The sequence below is a fragment of the Methylobacterium sp. WL7 genome, from assembly GCF_008040085.1.
Lineage (GTDB): Bacteria > Pseudomonadota > Alphaproteobacteria > Rhizobiales > Beijerinckiaceae > Methylobacterium > Methylobacterium mesophilicum.
The window spans coordinates 1-20,585 of record NZ_VRVG01000049.1 but is presented as its reverse complement, the minus strand read 5'-3'; the positions used below and the strand labels follow the sequence as shown (position 1 = coordinate 20,585).

Annotated in this window: 22 protein-coding genes and 1 pseudogene; 8 read left to right on the top strand and 15 right to left on the bottom strand. The window is 68.9% G+C overall.

Annotated features, from left to right (window positions below; genetic code table 11):
* Positions 1 to 11: 11 nt before the first annotated feature.
* Genes FV233_RS14480 through FV233_RS14460 form a run of 5 tightly spaced genes read right to left on the bottom strand, consistent with a single transcriptional unit; the run spans position 12 to position 4,432 of the window.
* Positions 12 to 380, bottom strand: a complete 369-nt coding sequence (locus FV233_RS14480) for a DUF6867 family protein (RefSeq protein ID WP_147854160.1) — start codon at positions 378 to 380, stop codon at positions 12 to 14.
* 5 nt (positions 381 to 385) lie between these two features.
* Complete coding sequence (locus tag FV233_RS14475) at positions 386 to 1,183, bottom strand: ABC transporter ATP-binding protein (protein WP_147854151.1); 798 nt, start codon at positions 1,181 to 1,183, stop codon at positions 386 to 388.
* Positions 1,180 to 2,109, bottom strand: a complete 930-nt coding sequence (locus tag FV233_RS14470) for an ABC transporter ATP-binding protein (RefSeq protein ID WP_147854150.1) — start codon at positions 2,107 to 2,109, stop codon at positions 1,180 to 1,182. Before FV233_RS14470 ends, FV233_RS14475 begins: the two co-directional genes overlap by 4 nt.
* Entirely contained in the window at positions 2,109 to 3,515 is a 1,407-nt protein-coding gene (gene livM, locus FV233_RS14465) for a high-affinity branched-chain amino acid ABC transporter permease LivM (RefSeq protein WP_147897861.1), read from the bottom strand. The genes FV233_RS14470 and livM overlap by 1 nt, the downstream gene beginning before the upstream one ends.
* On the bottom strand, positions 3,515 to 4,432 hold the full coding sequence (locus FV233_RS14460; protein ID WP_147854148.1) for a branched-chain amino acid ABC transporter permease LivH: 918 nt from the start codon (positions 4,430 to 4,432) through the stop codon (positions 3,515 to 3,517). The genes livM and FV233_RS14460 overlap by 1 nt, the downstream gene beginning before the upstream one ends.
* Positions 4,433 to 4,676: 244 nt before the next feature.
* On the opposite strand from FV233_RS14460, the gene FV233_RS14455 reads away from it, so the two are divergent.
* The 5 genes from FV233_RS14455 to FV233_RS14435 all read left to right on the top strand — a co-directional run bounded on the left by FV233_RS14455 (position 4,677) and on the right by FV233_RS14435 (position 9,600).
* Positions 4,677 to 5,957 (top strand): dicarboxylate/amino acid:cation symporter, encoded by a 1,281-nt coding sequence (locus FV233_RS14455; RefSeq protein ID WP_147854147.1) that lies wholly within the window; start codon positions 4,677 to 4,679, stop codon positions 5,955 to 5,957.
* A gap of 118 nt (positions 5,958 to 6,075) precedes the next feature.
* On the top strand, positions 6,076 to 6,963 hold the full coding sequence (locus FV233_RS14450) for an amino acid ABC transporter substrate-binding protein (protein ID WP_147854159.1): 888 nt from the start codon (positions 6,076 to 6,078) through the stop codon (positions 6,961 to 6,963).
* A gap of 113 nt (positions 6,964 to 7,076) precedes the next feature.
* Positions 7,077 to 7,763, top strand: coding sequence for a DUF1007 family protein (locus FV233_RS14445; protein ID WP_147854146.1), 687 nt, complete (start codon positions 7,077 to 7,079; stop codon positions 7,761 to 7,763).
* Positions 7,754 to 8,746: a nickel transporter gene (locus FV233_RS14440; RefSeq protein ID WP_147897860.1), complete on the top strand. Its 993-nt coding sequence runs from the start codon at positions 7,754 to 7,756 to the stop codon at positions 8,744 to 8,746. Before FV233_RS14445 ends, FV233_RS14440 begins: the two co-directional genes overlap by 10 nt.
* Positions 8,747 to 8,883: 137 nt before the next feature.
* Positions 8,884 to 9,600 (top strand): hypothetical protein, encoded by a 717-nt coding sequence (locus tag FV233_RS14435; protein WP_147897859.1) that lies wholly within the window; start codon positions 8,884 to 8,886, stop codon positions 9,598 to 9,600.
* On the opposite strand, the gene FV233_RS14430 is transcribed toward FV233_RS14435, so the two are convergent.
* Together FV233_RS14430 and FV233_RS14425 are read right to left on the bottom strand one after the other, a co-directional pair.
* Complete coding sequence (locus FV233_RS14430; protein ID WP_147854548.1) at positions 9,601 to 10,188, bottom strand: histidine phosphatase family protein; 588 nt, start codon at positions 10,186 to 10,188, stop codon at positions 9,601 to 9,603. It lies immediately after the preceding gene.
* A gap of 37 nt (positions 10,189 to 10,225) precedes the next feature.
* Positions 10,226 to 10,621 carry a VOC family protein gene (locus FV233_RS14425; protein ID WP_147854549.1) on the bottom strand — a complete coding sequence of 132 codons (396 nt, stop codon included), beginning with the start codon at positions 10,619 to 10,621 and terminating at the stop codon, positions 10,226 to 10,228.
* A gap of 410 nt (positions 10,622 to 11,031) precedes the next feature.
* Between FV233_RS14425 and FV233_RS14420 the strand changes: the two genes are divergently transcribed.
* Entirely contained in the window at positions 11,032 to 12,723 is a 1,692-nt protein-coding gene (locus FV233_RS14420) for a methyl-accepting chemotaxis protein (protein WP_147897858.1), read from the top strand.
* 338 nt (positions 12,724 to 13,061) lie between these two features.
* On the opposite strand, the gene FV233_RS14415 is transcribed toward FV233_RS14420, so the two are convergent.
* The gene (locus FV233_RS14415; protein ID WP_147854551.1) at positions 13,062 to 13,415 is read right to left on the bottom strand and encodes a hypothetical protein; all 354 of its coding nucleotides are present in this window, start codon (positions 13,413 to 13,415) and stop codon (positions 13,062 to 13,064) included.
* Positions 13,416 to 14,003: 588 nt separating this feature from the next.
* Positions 14,004 to 14,804, bottom strand: coding sequence for a pentapeptide repeat-containing protein (locus FV233_RS14410; protein WP_147897857.1), 801 nt, complete (start codon positions 14,802 to 14,804; stop codon positions 14,004 to 14,006).
* A gap of 186 nt (positions 14,805 to 14,990) precedes the next feature.
* Between FV233_RS14410 and FV233_RS14405 the strand changes: the two genes are divergently transcribed.
* Entirely contained in the window at positions 14,991 to 15,665 is a 675-nt protein-coding gene (locus tag FV233_RS14405) for a Crp/Fnr family transcriptional regulator (protein ID WP_147854559.1), read from the top strand.
* Positions 15,666 to 15,716: 51 nt separating this feature from the next.
* On the opposite strand, the gene recF is transcribed toward FV233_RS14405, so the two are convergent.
* From recF to dnaN, 4 genes are read right to left on the bottom strand one after another with little or no spacing between them, the layout of a single operon-like run.
* Positions 15,717 to 16,853, bottom strand: a complete 1,137-nt coding sequence (gene recF / locus FV233_RS14400) for a DNA replication/repair protein RecF (RefSeq protein WP_147897856.1) — start codon at positions 16,851 to 16,853, stop codon at positions 15,717 to 15,719.
* Positions 16,846 to 17,142 carry a type II toxin-antitoxin system RelE/ParE family toxin gene (locus FV233_RS14395; RefSeq protein ID WP_147854554.1) on the bottom strand — a complete coding sequence of 99 codons (297 nt, stop codon included), beginning with the start codon at positions 17,140 to 17,142 and terminating at the stop codon, positions 16,846 to 16,848. The genes recF and FV233_RS14395 overlap by 8 nt, the downstream gene beginning before the upstream one ends.
* On the bottom strand, positions 17,139 to 17,390 hold the full coding sequence (locus FV233_RS14390; RefSeq protein WP_147854555.1) for a type II toxin-antitoxin system ParD family antitoxin: 252 nt from the start codon (positions 17,388 to 17,390) through the stop codon (positions 17,139 to 17,141). Before FV233_RS14390 ends, FV233_RS14395 begins: the two co-directional genes overlap by 4 nt.
* 12 nt (positions 17,391 to 17,402) lie before the next feature.
* On the bottom strand, positions 17,403 to 18,524 hold the full coding sequence (gene dnaN, locus FV233_RS14385) for a DNA polymerase III subunit beta (protein WP_147854556.1): 1,122 nt from the start codon (positions 18,522 to 18,524) through the stop codon (positions 17,403 to 17,405).
* A 221-nt stretch (positions 18,525 to 18,745) separates the two neighbouring features.
* Between dnaN and FV233_RS14380 the strand changes: the two genes are divergently transcribed.
* Positions 18,746 to 20,056, top strand: a complete 1,311-nt coding sequence (locus tag FV233_RS14380; protein ID WP_147854557.1) for an MFS transporter — start codon at positions 18,746 to 18,748, stop codon at positions 20,054 to 20,056.
* A gap of 14 nt (positions 20,057 to 20,070) precedes the next feature.
* Here FV233_RS14380 and FV233_RS14375 read toward each other — a convergent pair whose 3' ends face one another.
* Positions 20,071 to 20,292 (bottom strand): hypothetical protein, encoded by a 222-nt coding sequence (locus tag FV233_RS14375; protein ID WP_147854558.1) that lies wholly within the window; start codon positions 20,290 to 20,292, stop codon positions 20,071 to 20,073.
* A gap of 61 nt (positions 20,293 to 20,353) precedes the next feature.
* Positions 20,354 to 20,585 (bottom strand): annotated as a pseudogene (locus FV233_RS30890) (hypothetical protein); the annotation flags it as partial.

Genomic DNA, 20,585 nt, shown 5'->3' with positions numbered 1-20,585 from the left:
TCCGGCCGAACTCACCGTCCCCCGTCCGCCACGGAGTCCCGTGTGCGCCACGTCAGCGGTGAGGTTCTTTCGTAGAGCCAGCGGTACTGGCTCGTCATCTGGCGCGTTCGCGTGAACCGGAAGCCGGCCGCACCGATGATCATGACGACGATCACGTCGATCGCGTAGTAATGGAGCGAGGCGAGCGTCCCCGAGAACAATGCGAAGTGGATGAAGCGCACGGCCGCCGCCACGAGGAGCAGCGCGAGTGCGCATTGCCAGAACGGCCGCCAGCCCCGGGCGACCGCGCGGGCGGCCATCCAGCCGGCCCAGCCGCCCATCACCACGGTGACGAGAAGGAACAGCCAGGCCGATTCCTCCTCGTACAGGATCCCCTGCAGCATGCTCATGCCCCGACCGGGCCGGTATGGCCCCCTTCCAGATAAGCGGCCTTGACGTTCGGATCGTCGAGCAGCGCCCGGCCCGTGCCACTCATCGTCACGCGGCCGTTGACCAGCACGTAGCCGCGATGGGCGAGCTTCAGGGCGTGATAGGCGTTCTGCTCGACCAGAAAGATCGTCATGCCGTCCGTGCGATTCAGCTCCTTGATGGCGTCGAAGATGCCCTTCACCACCAGCGGCGCCAAGCCGAGCGACGGCTCGTCCAGGAGCAGCAGGCGCGGACGGCTCATCAGCGCGCGGGCGATGGCCAGCATCTGCTGCTCGCCCCCCGACATCGTGCCGGCGCGCTGATGCAGGCGCTCCTTCACCCGCGGAAACAGGGTGCAGACCTTCTCGAGATCTTCCTGAAAGTAGCGCTCGCCGTGGAGCGAGGCGCCCATCTGGAGGTTCTCGAACACGCTCATCCGCGGGAAGACCCTGCGGCCCTCCGGTGATTGCGCGACGCCGAGCCGGGCGATCGCGTGTGTCGGCAGCCGGGTGATGTCGCGCCCGTCGTACGTGATCGTCCCGGTGCGCGCCTGGGGGCTGCCGAAGATCGTCATCATCAAGGTCGACTTGCCGGCGCCATTGGCGCCGATCAGCGTGACGATCTCGCCATCGGCGACGTCGATATCGACGCCCCGCAGGGCGGCGACGCTGCCGTAATAGGTGGAGACGTCGCGCACCGCGAGGAGCGGGGGTTTGCCCCCCGCCTGGATCGCCCGGGTCTCCTCGACCAGGACGTTGATGCCGGCCACGCTCATACCGAAGCCTCCGAGCGGCTCACGTCCGGCAGCGTCGGGTCCCCGTGCGGCACAGTGATGCCGACCTCGGCCTCCACGGCTTCCACCTCGTCGTCCTCGACACCCAGATAGGCGGCGATCACCTTCGGATCCGCCCGCACCTCGGCCGGGGTGCCGTCGGCGATTTTCTGACCGTAATCCAGCACGACCACGTGATCCGAGATCTCCATCACCACCGACATGTCGTGCTCGATCAGCAGCACGGAGGTATCGTGCGCGTCCCGGATGTGGCGCAGCAGCGCGTTGAGCTCGGCGGATTCGCGCGGGTTGAGGCCCGCGGCCGGCTCGTCGAGGCAGAGGAGAACCGGATCGGTGCACATCGCCCGGGCGATCTCCAGCCGGCGCTGGGCGCCGTACGGGAGGGCGCCGGCCGGGTCGTCGGCCCGCGCCATCAGGTCGATCCGGTCGAGCCAGGCCTTGGCCCGCTCGATCGCCTCTCCTTGCGCATCCCGGTAGCCCTTGAGGCCGAGTAGCCCGAACAGGGTGTAGCCGGAGGCGCGCATCAGCGGCTTGTGCTGGGCGACCAGAAGGTTCTCCAGCACCGTCATGCCCTGGAACAGACGGATGTTCTGGAAGGTCCGGGCCACCCGTGCGGTGCTGTTGACCGCATGGTTCGGAAGCCGCTCCAGCAGGTGCGTGGTGCCGTCGTCATGGGCGAGCCGGAGCATGCCCTCGGTCGGCTTGTAGAAGCCGGTGATGCAGTTGAACACCGTGGTCTTGCCGGCCCCGTTCGGGCCGATCAGGGCGGTGATGTCGCCGCGCCTGGCCTCGAAGGACAGGCCGGAGACGGCGGTGAGCCCGCCGAACCGCATGGTCAGGTGCTCGACGGCGAGCACCGGCGGGGCGGAGGCCTGCGCCTGCGCCCGGGGATCCGGATGAAGCGCCATCAGCCGTGCCCCTCGCTCACATGCGCACCCGAGACGGCGCGGCGCTCACCCAATGACACCGAAGGCAGGCGCACCGAGATCAGGCCCCGCGGGCGCCAGACCATCATCGCCACCATGGCGACGCCGAACAGAAGCAGGCGGTACTCGTTGGGATCGAAGCCCTCGCCGAACACGGCTTTGAGGAAGCCGAGGTTGCGCAGCATCTCGGGGCCGCCGACCATGGCGACCGCCGCGATGGCCACGCCGACCTGGCTGCCCATCCCGCCCAGCACCACGATCGCCAGGATGATCGCGCTCTCCAGGAAGTTGAAGCTCTCCGGGCTGATGAAGCCCTGGCGCACCGCGAAGAACGAGCCGGCGATGCCGCCGAACGCCGCCCCGAGCGCGAAGGCCGTGAGCTTGGTGGCCGTCGTGTCGATGCCGAGGGACCGGCACGCGATCTCGTCCTCGCGCAGAGCCTCCCAGGCCCGCCCGATCGGCAGCCTGCGCAGGCGCAGGGTGACGAAGTTGGTGAACAGGGCCAGCGCCAGGATGAGGTAGTAGAGGAACACCAGACGGTGCATCGAATCGTACGGTATGCCGAACCGGGCGGCGAAGCCGTCCTCGCCGGCGCTGAACGGGATCCCGAAGAAGGTCGCCCGCGGGATCGACGAGATGCCGGCCCCGCCCCCGGTCACGTCCGTCCAGTTGATCAGCACCAGGCGGATGATCTCGCCGAAGGCCAACGTCACGATCGCGAGGTAGTCGCCGCGCAGGCGCAGCACGGGGAAGCCGAGCAGCATCCCCCATAGGCCGGCGAACACGCCCGCCAGCGGCAGGCAGATCCAGAACGACAGGCCGAAGGTGGTCGACAGCAGCGCGTAGGAATAGGCCCCGACCGCGTAGAAGGCGACGTAGCCGAGGTCGAGCAGGCCAGCGAGGCCGACCACGATGTTGAGGCCCCAGCCGAGCATCACGTAGGTCAGGATCAGGATCCCGAGATCGATCCAGTAGCGCGCCGAGGACAGGCCGCCGGTGGCCGCCGCCGCGAGCGCCGGTAGCGTCAGGGCGATGCCGATGAACACGTACAGGCCGACCTTGGAGGTCTTCTGTCCGGCCGCGGGTTCACCCTGGACCGCCTCGGTGGCCTGGGCCGGGGAGGGGGTCAGGGCGCGGCGCGCGTCCCGGCGCAGGAGCACGAGGCGCTGGAGGATGCGGACGACGAAGATCGCCGCACACAGGGATGCCACGAGGCCCCAGCGCGGGGTCAGCAGCAGGTCGCTGCCCGGGCCGGGATCGGTCCGGTATGCGATGATCGGCACGCAGAGACCGAAGGCGACCAGCGCGTAGAGCGCGGCGTCGCGCACGATGCCGGCCATCGCCGATTCCGGGATGGCGGCTTGGGTCGCAGGCTTGAAGTTCGCCATCAGACCTTCTCGACCTCCGGCCGGCCCAGGATGCCGGACGGCATGAAGATCAACACGATCGCCAGGATCGAGAACGCGGCGACGTCCTTGTACTCGATGGAGAAGTAGGCCGACCAGAAGGTCTCGATCAGCCCGATGATCAGGCCGCCGAGTACGGCGCCGGGGAGCGAGCCGATGCCGCCGAGCACCGCCGCGGTGAACGCCTTCACGCCGGGCACGAACCCGTCCGAGAAGGACACGACGCCGTAGTACATCAGGTAGAGGACGCCGGCGACGGCCGCGAGCGCGGCACCGAGCACGAAGGTCAGCGAGATCGTCCGGTCGACGTCGATACCCAGCAGGGCAGCCATCTTGCGGTCCTGCTCGCAGGCGCGCTGCGCCCGGCCGAACGGGGTCCGCTGTACGAGATACCAGAAGCCGGTCAGCAGCACGGCCGTGACCGCCATGATCAGGATCTGCTTGTAGGCCAGGAACACCGCGTAGCCGTCGCGCTCGAACAGCGTGATGCCGCCAGAGAGCATCGGCGGCGTCGGCTTGTTGCGCGCGCCCTGCACCACCTGGACGAAGTTCGACAGGAAGATCGAGACGCCGATCGCCGAGATCAGCGGCGCCAGCCGGAACGAGCCGCGCAGGGGCCGGTACGCGATCCGCTCGATCGCCCAGCCCCACAGGGCTGTGAGCACCATGGCGACCACGAGGACGACCAGGAACGCCAGGGCGATCGAACTAATCCCCAGCCAGGTCGTGAGAAGAAGGAAGGTGATCAGCGCGATGAAGCTGGACACCATAAACACATCGCCGTGGGCGAAGTTCACCATTCCAATGATACCGAACACCATCGTGTAACCGATCGCGATCAGACCGTATATCGAACCGAGCGTTAGCCCGTTTATCAGCTGCTGTACGAAGACGTCCATGTATTCTCGCGGGCGCAGGTTTTTGGTCCAGCCTGCAGAAACGGCAGGCAAGCCGGGAGAGCAAGTCTCGTACCGCAGCTGCGACCGGTCGGCCACAGGTTTCAACCCCGGGCGAACGTCCCGGGAAAACAGTCGGGCATGTCAGTAACAACCTACGAATTGGCTTGCGTATGGCTTAATCCATGCTTCACGTTGACGAAAGTCGATGCTGGTCCATCCCGGGCGGCGACGAGGAGCAGTACCGATGTCGGGTTCACGGCTCACGACGTTGATTTTTATCGGCATGCTGCTCGGGATCGCGGTGGGCTACGCCTGCAGCATCACCTGGCCGGATCCACAGACGGCCAAGGAAATCGCCGGCTACATCGCACTGGTGTCGGATATCTTCCTCCGCCTGATCAAGATGATCATCGCGCCGCTGGTGTTCTCGACACTGGTGGTCGGCATCGCCCATCTCGGGGATACCGCCGCGGTCGGCCGGGTCGGCGGCAAGGCGTTGCTCTGGTTCGTCGGCGCCTCGTTCTGCTCGCTGATGTTGGGCCTGATCCTGGTCAACCTGATGCAGCCGGGCCACAACCTGAACCTGCCGCTGCCGGATGTCGGCGCCGGCACCGGCCTCAAGGCGGCCTCGCTGTCGCTCAAGGAGTTCGTCACCCACCTGGTGCCCAAGAGCGCCGTGGAGGCGATGGCCAACAACGAGATTCTGCAGATCGTGGTGTTCTCGATCTTCTTCGGCGTGGCGCTCGCGGCGCTCGGCGAGAAGGGGCACTTCCTGGCCCAGGGCATCGAGGGCCTGGCCGACGTCATGCTCAAGGTGACGGGTTACGTGATGCTGTTCGCCCCCGTGGCGGTGTTCGCGGCGATCGCGGCCACGATCACCACGCAGGGGATCGGCGTCCTGGTGACCTACGGCAAGTTCCTGGTCGAGTTCTACGCCGGCCTCGCGGTGCTCTGGGCGCTGCTGATGGGCGTCGGCTTCCTGATGCTCGGCGGCGACGGCATCAGGCGGCTGTTCAACCTGATCAAGGAGCCGTTCGTGCTCGCCTTCTCGACCGCGTCGAGCGAGGCGGCCTACCCGAAGATGCTGACCAACCTCGAGCAGTTCGGCGTGCCCAACCGCATCACCTCGTTCGTGCTGCCGATGGGCTACTCGTTCAACCTCGACGGCTCGATGATGTACTGCACCTTCGCGGTGATGTTCATCGCCCAGGCCTACAACATCCCGCTTACCTGGGGTCAGCAGCTCACGATGCTGTTCCTGCTGATGGTGACCTCGAAGGGCATGGCCGGCGTGCCGCGCGCCTCGCTGGTGGTGATCTCGGCGACGCTGGCGCAGTTCAACATCCCCGAAGCCGGCCTGCTGCTGATCATCGGCATCGATCAGTTCCTGGATATGGGCCGCTCGGCGACCAACGTGCTCGGCAACAGCATCGCCACCGTCGCGGTGGCCAAGTGGGAGGGGCAGCTCACCAGCACCGACCAGCGCCTCGACCATGTCGGCCCGGTTCCCTCAGCCGCCGAATAGAGCATCGTCGCGAAAGCCGGCGGCCGGCTTTCGGAGCGTGGCGAAGCGGATCAACAGCCGAGCGCGGCTCCCCGGAGGACACGGCATGGCGGCGTTGCGGTTCGGCTCGGTCCTGGCGATGGTTCTCGTGCTGGCGGGCGTCCCGCGCCCCGCCGCATCCATCGAGGTGCTTACCGGCACCCTGAAGCGGGTGGCCGAGCGCGGCGAGATCGTCCTCGGCTATCGGGAGAGTTCGGTGCCGTTCTCCTTCGTGGAGGGCAAGCACCGGGACGGCAGCCCCCGGGCGATCGGCTACGCCATCGACCTGTGCGGCGAGATCGCCGACGACATCCAGGCGGCGATCGGACGGACGGTGACAGTCAGGTACGAGCCGGTGACCGCGGAGACGCGCATCCCGGCCCTGACCTCGGGCAAGATCGACCTCGAATGCGGCTCGACCACCGCCAACGCCGAGCGGCGCCGGAGCGTCGCCTTCTCGCCGGTCGACTACATCAGCGCGACGCAGCTGCTGGTGAAGAAGGGCACCGGCGTGGCCTCCTACCGGGATCTGGCCGGCAAGACCGTGGTGGTCACCGCCGGCACCACCAACGAGAAGGCGGTGCGCGACCTCCTGGCCAAGCTCAAGATCCAGGCGCAGATCGTGACGGCCCCCGACCATGCGGCGTCTTACGCCCTGGTGAAGGCCGGCCAGGCGGACGCCTTCGCCACCGACGACGTGCTGCTCTACGGCCTGATCGCCACCGACGGCCAGGACGGGGCGAGCTACACGGTCCTGCCCGACAAGCTCTCCTACGAGCCCTACGGCATCATGTTCCGCAAGGACGATCCCGAGTTCGCCGGGGTCGTGGCCCAAACCTTCACAAGGCTGGCCGAATCACGCGCGTTGCGCTGGACCTACGAGCGCTGGTTCCTGAAGCGCCTGCCCAACGGCGAGCGCCTCGACATCCCGATGTCGAACGACCTGCGGACGAGTTTTCAGCTGATGGGCCTGGACGCGCAGGAGTGATTTCTTCGGGAGATCGGCGCGCCGCGGCGCCTCGCTTTCGCCCAACCAGGGGATGAGGAAGGGGCCGCGTTTCTCGTGGTCTCCCCTCTTTGCAGCGAGCGTGCCGCCGCCCCATGCCGATCGCCGCGCCTTTCCCCAAGCCCGTCGCGAAGACCGTCGCCCTGCTCCTGGCCGTCGGCCTCGCCTGCGCCGCCACGCCCGCGTCGGCCCATCCCCATGTCTGGGTCACCGCGAAGGCGCAGCTCGTCTACCAGGACGGCAAGCTCGTGGGCGTGCGCGACACCTGGAGCTTCGATCCCGAATACACCGCCTTCGTCACCCAGGGGCTCGACGCCAACAAGGACGGCACGCTCGCGCCCGACGAATTGGCCGGGCTCGCGGCCGAGAACACCACGAACCTCGCCGAGTTCGGCTACTTCACGAAGCTGAAGGTCGGCGGCAAGGACCAGGCCTTCGCCGAACCGAAGGAGCCGGCGATGCGGCTGGAGGGCAAGGCGCTGGAGCTGAGCTTCCTGCTTCCGCTCAAGGCGCCGGTCCAGCAGGGCAGGGGCGTCGCCGCCCTGGAGGTCTACGACCCGACCTATTTCGTGGCCTTCTCGTTCGCGGAGGGCTCGGACGCGGCCACCCTCGCGGGCGCGCCGCAGGGCTGCGCCGCCACGGTCACCCGCCCGAAGACGGAGCAGCCCAAGACCGCCGAAGCCGGTTCGCCCGGCATGACCGAGGCCTTCTTCGAGGCGCTCACCGCTGCCTCGTCCTACGGGGTCCAGTTCGCCAGCCGGATCCTGGTCGCATGTCCGTAGGGATCGGCATCGCCGCGCAACCCCGGTTCGGACGGCTTGGGCTGCGGTTGGGGCTGATGGCCGGCGCCGTGGTGCTGGCCGCCCTCGTGGCCGCCGGGCTGGCTTGGCTCATCGCCCCCGGGATCGCCGCGCCGCCGGCGCGCTCGCCCTTCGGCATCGGTTTTCGCGAAGCGGCCCCGGCCGCCACCGGCCTCGGCGGCGTGATCCTGGCCCTCCAGGCGAGTTTTTCCCGCAGCCTCAACGCCGCCGTGATGGCGCTGAAGGGCGGCGGCGACTGGGCGCCGCTGATCGGCCTGGCCTTCGCGTATGGCATTTTCCACGCCGCAGGCCCCGGCCACGGCAAGGCGGTGATCGCCGGCTACATCCTGGCGGGCGAGCGGGCCCTGCGTCGGGGCTGCGCCCTGAGCGCCTGCGCGGCCCTGCTCCAGGCGCTGGTCGCAGGAGCGATCGTCGGGATCGGCACCGTGGTGCTGAACGCCACCGCGGCCGGGGTGACCCGGGCTGGAACCGTGATCGAGACCGCCAGCTTCGCCCTCGTCGCCGTGGTCGGGCTGGCGCTGACCTGGCGTAAGGCCGGCCGGCTCGTCCAACTCGGGACGCCCTGCGGACCCGGCTGCGCCCACCTGCCCGACGCCCGGACGCTCGACACCCTGGATAGCTGGCGCGCCCGCGCCGGCGTGGTCCTGGCGGCGGGCTCGCGGCCCTGCGCCGGAGCGGTGCTGATCCTGGTCTTCGCGGTCTCGCAGGGGGTGCCGGGGGCGGGGATCCTGGCGGTCCTGGCGATGGCGCTGGGCACCGCGCTGACCACCACCGCCCTGGCCTGCCTCGCGGTCTTCGCCAAGCGGGCGGCCTTGCGCCTCGCGGGCGGTCGCGGCCAGGCGGGTCTGCTGGCCGTCGGCGGCCTGGAACTCGTGGCCGCCGCCTTCGTGCTGGTGCTGGGCGTGGCGATGCTCTCCGGCCTCGCCCTGAACCTCGGCGGCTGAAGTCCGGATTCAAAAGGTCGAGACCTTTCGCGGGTCCAGGGCGGAGCCTTGGAATCCCGGGGCGCCGGACGCGAAATCGCGTCTCGCCAACGGGACTTGAGCATGTCACGCTGCCGTCTCGAGGCGGAGGAGCGCGGATGCACGCCGACTTCCAGACGATCCTGAACTGGCGCCTGCTGGCCGGATCGCACCCCTTCCCGGGTCCCGATGGCGGGACCTGCATCAACGAGGCGGCGATCGTGGCCGCCGGGCTGCCTTACAAGGCGATCCGCTCCAGCGCCGATTGCCCACCCTGCTTCTCGAGGCCGATCGCGGCCTACGCGCTGGGCCTCAACGACGCGATGCCGGACGACGCGCGCCCGCAATTGATCGCCTTCGTGCTGCGGCTCTCCGGCAGCGCCGACCGGCCGGACGTCGAGGCCGCCCGGACCCGGCGCCTCGCCCTGGACAGCATCCGGCAAATCCTGGCGCCGCTCTGCGCTCGGGCCGGCATGGCCGAGCATGCCGAGGCCTGTGCCGGGGCGCCGGACCTGAGCCTGGCCCTGGCGGCGGCACGGTCGGCCGAATGGCAGGGCGGCGCGCTGGCGCAGGAAGCCGCCCGCATGCGGCGCTGGCGGGACGGCGCGCTGCAATCCGCGGTCGCCCGCACGGCGACGGCGGCCCAGCGCGCCTCCGAGGATGCCCGCTGCGCCGCAGAAGTTGCCGAGGGTGCAGCTCCGTTCGTGCCGGACACCTGGGCCCGGGCCTGCACGATCCTCGACGCCGCCCTGGCGATCGGCCGGCAGGCGCCGGAGATCGACCTCGTCGGCGCCCGCGCGCGCCTCGATGCGGCCCGAGCCGGAATTCCGGCCTGATCAGGCCAGGACGGGCTCGGCGGCGAGGTCCAGTTCGATGGAGGCGCAGTTCTCCAGGAACGTGCCGGTAAGGTGATAGAAGAAGGTCCCGTGGCCCACCACCGCGATAGTCGTCTCGGGCCGCGCTTGCAGCCACTCCCGGAACCCGGCGACGCGGGCATCGAACAGGTGGCGCGGTTCCACCGGGTATCCGCCGACCTCGCAACCGGGCTCGGCATGCCACCACACCTCGGGTAGGTGCCCGACATCGAGATGCGGGAACTCGGCAGCGATCTCCGAGGCGGCCCGGCCGACGTCGCAACTGCTCTCCTGGCACTCCCGGTGCAACACCTCGACCAGCAGGCGAGGCCGGTTCGGGTGCTCCCCGAACAGGATCGCGGCGGTCTCGATCGCCCGGGTCAGCGGCGAGACCACCACCAGCTCGAACGGGATGTCCTTCAGACGCTCCCGCGCGTCTCGGGCCTGAGCCTGACCCCGCGGGGTCAGGCGGGCGTCGAGGAGGCCGGGATCGCCGCCCCCGTGCCGGTGGGCGGCGTTGAAGGTCGATTCGCCGTGGCGGATGCAGATGATGCGGGTGGTCTCGGGCATGTGGCTCGGATGTGTCGCGTGGGGGAGGGCGGGACGCTCAGGCGAAGCGGCCGCCGCGCTGGATGACCTCGATCTTGTAGCCGTCCGGGTCCGTGGCGAAGAAGAACCGGGCGAGCACGGTGTCGCCGTGCTTGAGGGTCTTCACGTCGGTGGCCGGAAGGCCCTCGCGGAGGTGGCGGGCGTGTTCGGCCTCAACGTCATCGACGACGACGGCGATATGGCCGTAGCCGTCGCCGAGGTCGTAGGGCGTGTCGCGGTCCTTGTTCACCGTAAGTTCCAGCTCGAACGGCGAGGCCGGATCGCGCAGGTAGACCAGGGTGAAATCGTCGAACTCGTAGCGGTCCGCAGCTTCGAAGCCGAAGGCACGGGCATAGTAGGCCCGCGCGCGCTCTTCGTCGCGAACGCGGATCATGGCGTGGACGGGCTTGGACATGCGGCAGCGTTTCCGGGATCGTCGAGGAATTGAGGACGCGCTCTATGTGGCGCCGCCCCGGCCAGGCGGAAAGGCCCGAGCCTCCGCCGCGACGCCGCGCGATCGCGGGACGGGCCCGGTGTCTCGCGCACAAATTGCTACTTGTTGACCCAACGTAAATCCTAGATTTCGAACGCCGAAATGGCGCGCACCTCGTCGAATGCGCAGATCTTTGATGTTGCCGCCTCGCCGGATGCGGTTCCGTAACTAGAAATTATGTTGGTCGTCACAGCGGATCCGACACGTGAGATCTAAAATTCCACGTGCCGCCTGGAAAAGATCAGATTTTAGGGCGCGCTTAATAGAATCATGATAAGGAGGCCAATGATCACGGCTTAAGCTAAGCCCCAGCCCGACGGACCCGAACAGACATGCTGCGCCTGTCGAACATCAAGATCATGCCCAAGCTGATCGCGGTGGTCGCGTTGATCGGCGTCATCGTGGGCGGCTGCGTCTGGTATGCCCAGTCGCGGATGAGCCAGATCGACGACGCCTACAGCACGTTCATCAGCAACGAGGCCGTCGCCGTCGCCGAGGGCCGGCGCCTCAACCGCTTCGTCTTCGAACTGAACTACTTCGTCTATCGGATCATCGCCGAAACCGATGCGGACCAGATTCGCGCCGCCAATGCCGGGTTCGAGGCCGCCGTGCCGAACCTGAAGGCGACGCTCAAGTCGCTGCGCGACCACGCGCCCAGCTACGCGGCGCGCATCGACGCGCTGACGACGCGAATCAACACGTTCCTGACCGACGTGACCGAGGTGCGCCGCCTGGGCACCAGCAACCAGAACGAACAGGCGATCGCCCTGGTCCATTCCGCGATCGATCCGACCTTCTCGACTCTGATGGTCGATGGCAACGCGCTGTCCAACGACATCAACGCCTTCATGCAGAAGGGCTCCGACGACCTGACGGCCCAGACCGAAGCCACACGCCTCAGCCTGATGATCGTCAGCGGCGTCGGGATGCTCGCCGGCGCGATCGCGGCCGCGTTCGTCGCGATGGTTGGCATCACCCGGCCGCTCGACCGCTTGGTCTCTGTCTTGCAGCGGATGGCGAAGGGCGAGATCGAAGCGGAGATCAGGGAGTCCGCCCGGAAGGACGAGATCGGCGCCGTCGGCAGGGCCGTGGAGGGCATCAAGGCGATGGTCGCCCGCAAGGCTGCCGAGGAAGCTGAGGTCCGGCGGGTCGCCGAGGAGGCCTCAGCGGCCGCGCGGAAGCAGACCATGCTGGAGCTAGCCGACGGGTTCGAGCGCGCCGTCGGCGGCATCGTCGGCCTGGTCTCGTCCTCGGCGACGGAGTTGCAGGCGACCGCCCAGTCGATGACGGCGAGTGCCACCGAGACCGCCAGCCAATCCACCACGGTGGCCGCCGCCGCCGAGGAAGCCGCCGCCAACGTCCAGACCGTGGCGGCTGCCGCCGAGGAACTGGGTTCGTCGGTCCAGGAGATCGGCCGGCAGGTGCTCGGATCGGCCGGGCTCGCCCAATCGGCGGTCGGCGAGGCGGACCAGACCCATCATCTCGTGCAGGCGCTCAGCCAGGCGGCGACCCGCATCGGCGACATGGTCGGCCTTATCTCGAACATCGCCGGGCAGACCAACCTGCTGGCCCTGAACGCCACCATCGAGGCCGCCCGCGCCGGCGAAGCCGGCCGCGGCTTCGCCGTGGTGGCCTCCGAGGTGAAGGAGCTGGCTGCGCAGACCGCCAAGGCCACCGAGGAGATCAGCCAGCAGATCGGCCAGATCCAGGGCGTGACCGGCCAGGCCGTCACGGCGATCGGAGGCATCACGGCGCGCATCCGGGAGATCGACTCGGTGGCGACCTCGATCGCCGCGGCCGTCGAGGAACAGGGCGCCGCGACACAGGAGATCGTCCGCAACGTCGCCCAGGCCGCCACCGGCACCAACGAGGTGACCAGCAATATCGCCGGCGTGGCCCAGGCCTCCGAGGATACCGGCGCTGCCGCAAGCCAGGTGCTCAACGCCGCTGGAGAGCTGTCGCGTCAATCCGAGCATCTGGGCGCCGAAGTGTCCCGCTTCCTCTCCACCGTGCGGGCGGCGTAACGCGCCCGTCCTCCCTCTGCGGGCTACCACGTGCAGAGATCGGCCCTCATTGGGCTGCAAGGCTCCCGATCCCGAACGGGAGCGGGGACTCGCGGCTCGTCCGCCGCTGTGTGAATCCACCGGGCTCAGCGGCGGGGCGGGAACGTGCTCGGGGCTGACCTTGGCCCCGATCCGGCAGCGATCAGTGAGCATCGTAGCCCGCACGGGTAGACGGCCGCGCCAGTCGTCGCTCTCCATGCAACGTCGAACGGGGCGAAGCCTGCCCGCGCCGAAGATCACTGGGCCGGGGCAGGCAGACTGACCGTTCGGGCCCTCCCGGCCCGGCCACGTCCGCTCCCTCAGACGCGCGCGGCGCCGTTCCCCGCGAACTCCCAGACCGGCACGCCAGCCTGCTGGTCGAACCTGTTTCCCGACCCCGAGCTGATGGTGAACCTGACCCGGTGCAGCTCGAGCCGATACACCGCTCGGCCGTCCACCATCAGCGCGCCGCACCGCTTGGTCCGACGTGTGCCGAAATGCGGGTCGACGCCGAACAGATCGGCCGTCGTCCAGCCGAGCCCGTGCGCCTCGTCGCCGAACCGTTCGATGAAGTCGAGCGCGCTGTGGCGCAACCGCGCCCAGCGCTCCACTGCCAGAAAGCGACAGGGTGAACTGCGCGCCGGCATCGCCTCGATCGAATCGCGCCACAGCACAACAGGGCTCGGAACGATAGCGATGTCGAGGGCTGTACACATATTATTACAGTACGCCAGAAGCTAAGCATTAACCATGTAGGGCAGCGCCAATTCCCAAGATTTCGATTTTATAAAAATTTGACATAGCCTTAAACACCCGGAATTTTTCGGCCGAAATTTATCCTGATAAGAGCTTGACAAACACTGGGGTCTTATAATCGACAACGTTGCTGCACAATAAATCAACTGTCGGTAGATGTGGCTGGAAATTTCCCGCCTTTGCCCGGATGCGGATAATGTATTCTCCCAATCGACGCGGCAGCGGCAGTCTGGATCGAGAGTGCCCGCCCTTCCGAGATGTCCGCGGCCTTGGGGGCCAGGAAGTGTCCGTCAGTGCCTGAGTTGCGCCGCGTCGGCGCTGGCGACACCCGAATCATCGCGAGGCCGCGAAGCGAAGCCCGGGGATGATGCTCACTCAAGCATCGTTCCGAACGGCGGCCGGCGGCTTTCGGAAAAAGACGTTGCGGATCAAGGAGCCCGCGTATCGTGCCGGTTCCGGTATCCGGCACGAAGCGCTGTCGGGCGTCTCGCCGGTGAGGGCTTCGGTTAGGGGGATGCGCGGGTGACGGCGCGGTCGGCGTTCACGCGTCCGGCCCAGTCCTTGACGCGGTCTTGACCCTTGAGGTCGATCAGCCGGGCGCCGCTGACGTCGACGTTCTTGAAGTCCGCGCCCGCCACAGTGGCGCCGGTCAGGTTCGCCCCGGACAAGTCCGAGCCCATCAGCACCACGTCGGTGAGGTCGGCATCCTGGAGGTCGGCGTATTCCAGGCGCGACCGCCCGAGGTTGGCCCCCTTCAGGTTAGCGCCCGCAAGGTTCACCGAGGTGAACACCGCCCGCATCAGGCCCATGGACTGGTTCTTGATGTCGGCGCCGCCTTTCAGGTCCACGAGCGTCGCGCCGCTCATGTTGGCGCCCTTGAAGTCGCCGATCGGCATCGACCGGCTGAGGTCGGCACCGCTGAGGTTGGCATCCCGAGCGGTGATGCCGAACATCTTCGTGTCCGCGAGCTTGGCGCCGGACAAGTCGGCCGTCAGGAACCACGCCTGTTCTAGGTTGGCACCGCTGAGGTCGGCGCCGCGCAGGTTGGTCTTGTTCAGGCGCGCGGTCCGCAGGTTGGCGCCCCGGAGGTTCAAGCCGGACAGGTCGAGGCCGGACAGCGCCTTGTCGTGCAGGTCGATCGGCTTGCCGTCCGCGGCCTTGATCATCGCTTCGACGTCGGCGCGGCTCATCTCGGCCTGGGTCATCGCAGGCGAGGACATGTTGGCGCCCAGCAGCAGATCCTGTTCGGCGGCAGCCGGACCGGCAGCGAGTGTAGCCAGCATGAAGCTCAGGGCGAGGCGGCGCATCGGGTCACTCCCATCGGGTGCCGTGCAGGGCCGGCACCCGTATCGTTTTCATTGTGTCGCGATGCTATGCCGAGCCGCTGCACGCGGTCGGTGACCCAGGTCACACAAGTCCGGCGCGGCGGGAGAAAAACGCAACGCGCGCCGGATGATCAGCCTGTCGTCACGGCCGAGAGGGCGACGCCGATCATGATGGACGCGCATAAGGTCGAGCGTTGGGTCGACCGATTTCCACTTCTCCAAGCGCTCAGCGCGGCGCACCTGCAGCTCGCCCGGGGAACCGTACAGTTCCCGGTGCTGGACGCCGGCGCCACGGCCTACGAACTCGATGGCGAGTGTGCCAACTACCTGATGTGCCTGGAGGGGCGCACGCGCATCTTCCGCATGTCGGAGGGCGGGCGCGAGGTCTTGATCTACAAGGTCGGCCCTGGCGGCACCTGCGCCCTGACCACGCAATGCCTCCTGTCCGGTGGCACTTTCCCAGCCCAAAGCATCGCCGAAGAGCGGACCGAATTTGCCGCCTTGCCGGCGGGCACGTTCCAACACCTGATGGGCGACAGCGCCGCCTTCCGCAGCTTCGTCATGGACGACTACACGCGGCTGATGTCCGGCCTGTTCACGCTCATCGACGCGGTCGCGTTCGCCCCGCTGAAGCAGCGCCTGGCTCAGCGACTCCTGGCGGAAGCCGATCCCTGGGGCGTCGCCGCGGTCACCCACCAGACGCTCGCCGACGACGTCGGCAGCGTGCGCGAGGTGGTGAGCCGCATTCTCGCGCAATGGGCCGAGGCCGGCCTGATCGAACTCCGGCGCGGTGCGATCGAGATCGTCGACCGCGCCAGCCTGGCCGCCGCGGGCCGGCGGTGACGCGCGGCGCGCTCACTCCGCTTTGATCGGAGCGGGCGGCCACGATCCCGATCACCCCCCGATCCGCAGCACCTCCGTGCGGTCGCCCGCCTGCGCGAAGGCGGCGGGGTCGGCGCCGGTCATCCAGACCTGCCCGTGAAGGGCGTCGAGGGCCTCGAACAGGCCGGCCCGGCGGCGCGGATCGAGATGCGCCGCGACCTCGTCGAGCAGGATCATCGGGGCGATGCCGCTCATCGCCCGAACCAGGCGGGCATGGGCCAGGACCAGACCGATCAGCAGCGCCTTCTGCTCGCCCGTGGAGGCGGTACCGGCCGGGACGTCCTTGGGGCCGTGGCGGACCACGAGATCGGTGGTCTGCGGGCCCGTGAGGGTGCGGCCGGCAGCCCGGTCGCGGTTGCGGCCGTTGCGCAGGGCCAGCCGGAACCGATCCTCCGCCTCGATCGCCGGCCAGACCGCCACCAAGTCGTCGAGGTCACCCTCCAGGCGAATCGACGCCCATGGGAAGGGCTGGGAATCGTCACGCGTCTCGGCGATCAGCCGGTCCAGGCGCTCGGCGGTCTCCCGGCGGGCGAGCGCAACTGCCACCCCGAGCTCGGCCACCTCCCGCTCCACGGCATCGAGCCAGCGGCCGTCGTCGGGCCGGTCCTCCAGCAGGCGGTTGCGCGAGCGTAGCGCCCGCTCCATGGCCGAGACCCGCGCTCCGTGACCGGCATCCACCGCCAGGACGAGACGGTCGAGGAACCGGCGCCGGTCGCCGGCAGCGCCGCGGAACAGCCCGTCGAGGTCCGGCGTCAGCCAGACAACCCGGACGAACTCGCTGAACGCCACCGGCGAAGAAGCGGGGGCGCCGTCGATGCGGCAGAGCCGGCTCGTGCGCCCGTCCGGCCCCGGCGGCTCCAGACCGGTGCCCAAGCGATGCTCGGCGCCGTCCCGATCGAGGGTAAGCGACACGGCAAAGCCCCCCGGGCCGTCCGCGCGCGCCATGGCGGCGAACTCCGCCCGGCGCAGGCCCCGGCCCGGCACGAACAGCGAAATCGCCTCGAGCAGGTTGGTCTTGCCGGCGCCGTTCTCGCCGACCAGGGCGACGAAGCGGGCGCCGGGGTTGAGTTCGAGGTCGGTGTGGTTGCGGAAGTCGCGGGCGATCAACCGGGTGATGCGTGTGGTTCCAGCCGCGTCGAGTTCACTCATAAGGCGGCACAATGGAGCGGTCGCGCGCCGAGTGCAGCATGCGATCGATCGAAATGCGGTCGTCGAGGATGCGATGAAGGATCAGGTAAGATCGGAATATGAGGATCCGTACGGTGAGAGCAATCTCCGACGCGGGCCTGCCCATCATCGGCTGGCGACCGAGCGCCTGACAACGGGTGCGTAGCTCCGAGACGAAGCTGCGGGCGCGCGTCGGATTGTCAGCCGCGATGAAGTCACCGATCTCGCGCAGGTCGGCTCGGGCTCGGCGCGACACGACGACAGGCTTCAAGAGCCGGCCTTTTCCATGGCGGCATAGCGCGCATCCAAGGCATCCAGCGTGGCGTCGAGCGGTTCGTGATCTCCACTCTCGACGCCCTCCCGCCAAGCCTCCCGCATCGTCGAAAGGCGATCCTCGTGCTGGAGCAGCAACGCGACACCGGCGGCGACCGCCTCCTCCGGCGAACCGTAGCGCCCTGCCGCGATCAGACGATCGAGCGAGGCTTCCTGGGTCGGATCGAGGATGACGGCTTTCGGCATGGCAGCCTAATACTACACCCGCATCGGCATCAGCACGTACAGGGCCGGCGCGCCCTCGCGGTCCTGGATCAGGGTCGGCGAGCCCGGGTCGGCAAGCTTGAACAGGGCGGTGTCGCCCTCGAGTTGCGCGGTGATGTCGAGCAGGTAGCGGGCATTGAACCCGATATCGAGGCCGGCGGCCTCGTAATCGACGTCCAGCTCTTCCGTGGCGCTGCCCGAATCCGGGTTGTTGACCGAGAGCGCCAGGCGCCCCTCGGTGAGCCCGAGCTTCACGGCGCGACCGCGCTCGGACGAGATCGTCGAGACCCGGTCCACCGCCTTGGCGAAGGCGTCGCGCTGCACGGTCAGGCGCTTGTCGTTGTTGGCCGGGATCACCCGCTGGTAGTCCGGGAAGGTGCCGTCGATCAGCTTGGAGATCAGGGTCAGGCCGCCGGCGAAGCGCAGGCGGATCTTGGCGGGCGACAGGTCGACCGCCACGGTCTCGCCGCCGTCGTCCAGGAGCTTCTGGATCTCGGCCACCGCCTTGCGGGGCACGATCACCCCCGGCATGCCGACGCTGCCCTGCGGGGCCGGGATCTCGACCCGCGCGAGGCGGTGGCCGTCGGTGGCGACCGCGCGCATCACCGGGCCGGCCTCGGCCTCCAGCGTGTGCAGGTAGATGCCGTTGAGATAGTAGCGCGTCTCCTCGGTGGAGATCGCGAACTGCGTCTTGTCGATCAGGCGCTTGAGGTCGGCGCTCGCGATCTCGAAGCCGTGCGGCATCTCGCCGGCGGCGAGGTCCGGGAAGTCGCCCTCCGGCAGGGCGCCCAGCGCGAAGCGCGACCGGCCCGAGCGGATCGTCATCTGGCCGGATTCGCCGCCGGTCTCCAGAGAGACTTGGGCGCCGTCGGGCAGCTTGCGCACGATGTCGTAGATCACGTGCGCCGGGACCGTGGTGGCGCCGGGATCGGCCACGTCGGCCGGCACGCTCTCGGTGACCTCGATATCGAGGTCCGTCGCCCGGAGCTGCAGGCTCGATCCCTCCGAACGCAGCAGCACGTTCGACAGGATCGGGATCGTGTTGCGGCGCTCGACGACCCGATGCACGTGGCCGAGCGACCTGAGCAGGGCCGCGCGCTCGACGGTGACTCTCATCGCGATACTCGAGTGATGGGGGAGGGCGCCGCGGCCGGCATCCCTCTCGAAAACAGGCCGATCAGCTTGGCGAAGGGGACGTGCGAACGCAAGGCCGCCGCAGCGGCATCGCACAGCTACGCCGCCAGCCGGTGGGATTCAGGGTTCCCGCCGGGGCCGCCCCGTGCGAAAGCGCCGCGCTCCACCTGAAGCGGCACCGGCCGCCCGAGTTCCGTCAGACCATGCCGCACACCGTCGAGACCGCGAGACCGCACGCCGCCGCACCGAGCGCCAGCCCCGGGCGGATCCTGGCCGCGAGCTTCATCGGCACCGCGATCGAGTTCTTCGACTTCTACATCTATGCGACCGCGACCGCCCTGGTGATCGGCCCGGTCTTCTTCCCGGCGGGGGCGCCCGGGGTGCAGCAACTCAGCGCGTTCGCGACCTTCGCGATCGCGTTCATCGCGCGGCCGTTCGGGGCGGCTTTGTTCGGGCATTTCGGCGACCGGGTCGGCCGCAAAGCGACGCTGGTCGCCTCGCTGCTGATCATGGGCCTGTCCACCGTCCTGATCGGCTGCCTGCCGACCTACGCTACAGCGGGCTGGTGGGCGCCGGCCGCCCTGTGCGTCCTGCGCTGCGGCCAGGGGATCGGGTTCGGCGGCGAGTGGGGTGGGGCGGCCCTGCTGGCGGTGGAGAACGCACCGCCGGGCAAGCGCGCCTGGTACGGCATCTTTCCGCAGCTTGGCGCGCCGGTCGGCTTCATCCTGGCCAATCTCGGTTTCCTCTGCCTCAGCTTCGGCCTGTCGCCCGAGAGCTTCCAGGCCTGGGGCTGGCGCCTGCCGTTCCTGGCCTCGGCCGCCCTGGTCGGGGTCGGCCTCTACGTGCGCCTGAAGCTCACCGAGACGCCGGCCTTCAAGGCCGCGCTGACCGACGCGAAGCCCGAGCGCGTGCCGTTCGCCACGATGCTGACCCAGCACGGCGGCGCAGTGCTGATCGGGACTTTCGCCATGGTGGCGGTCTACGCGGTGTTCTACCTCTCGACGGTGTTCGCCCTGGGCTACGGCACCGGCACGCTGGGCTACAGCCGCCCGACCTTCCTGCTGTTCGAGTGCATCGCGGTCTGCTTCATGGCACTTGGGACTGTGATTTCGGGGGCTGCCGCCGACCGGTTCGGCCGCAAGCCCGTGCTGCTCTCCGGGATGGCCGCGGTGTTCGCGCTCGGCTTCCTGATGGGCCCGATGCTCGGGAACGCTGCCTCGGCCGGGACCTGGCCGCCGGTGCTGGGCTTCCTGTGCCTCAGCCTGCTGGCGATGGGCTGGGTGTTCGGCCCGATGGGCGCGGTGCTGCCGGAGCTGTTCCCGACCCGGGTGCGCTACACGGGGGCCTCGGTCACCTACAACCTCGCCGGTATCCTGGGCGCCTCTGGGGCGCCCTACATCGCCCAGGAGCTGGCAGCCTATGGCGGGATTGGCTTCGTCGGATTCTATCTCGCGGCCGCCGCCGTGCTCAGCTTCGTCGCCGTCCTGGCCATGCGGGAGAGCGCGTACGATTGAGGGCGGCCCACCCCTCACATGCGGGCTTGGGCGACCGGCTCGTAGCGGCCGAGGAACCGCGTCCGGTCCCACAGCTCGATCGCCTCGTCCGTGGCCATGGCCCGGGCGCGGCGACGGGCCTGCGTGTCGTCGGCGGCCGGAACGATCTCGGCCGAGAACACGCGGCCGGCCCGGTCGAGCTTGAACGCCCGGTAGGCGCGGTTTCGCTGAGCGGTCTGGGCGTCCAGGTTGAGCATCGGGTCTTCCTCGGAGCCCGACCCTTCCGAAAACCGGTTAACCGTCCGTCAACGCGCGATCTCAGTTCCGCTTGTCGAGGGGGCGGCCCAGCAGGCGCGCGAACTCGGCCTCGATCTCCTCCACGGAGAACGGGTTGCCGGCGGCCTTCGGCTCGGGCCGCGGCGCGGCGGGCGCAGGCCGTGGCGGCGGCGCGACAGGCGCCGGTGGTGGCGTAGGCTCTACGGGCGACGGCGGCCTGGGGGCCGCGGGCTCGGGCAGCGAAACCGCGGCCGGCGGCGGCTCGGATGTCGGC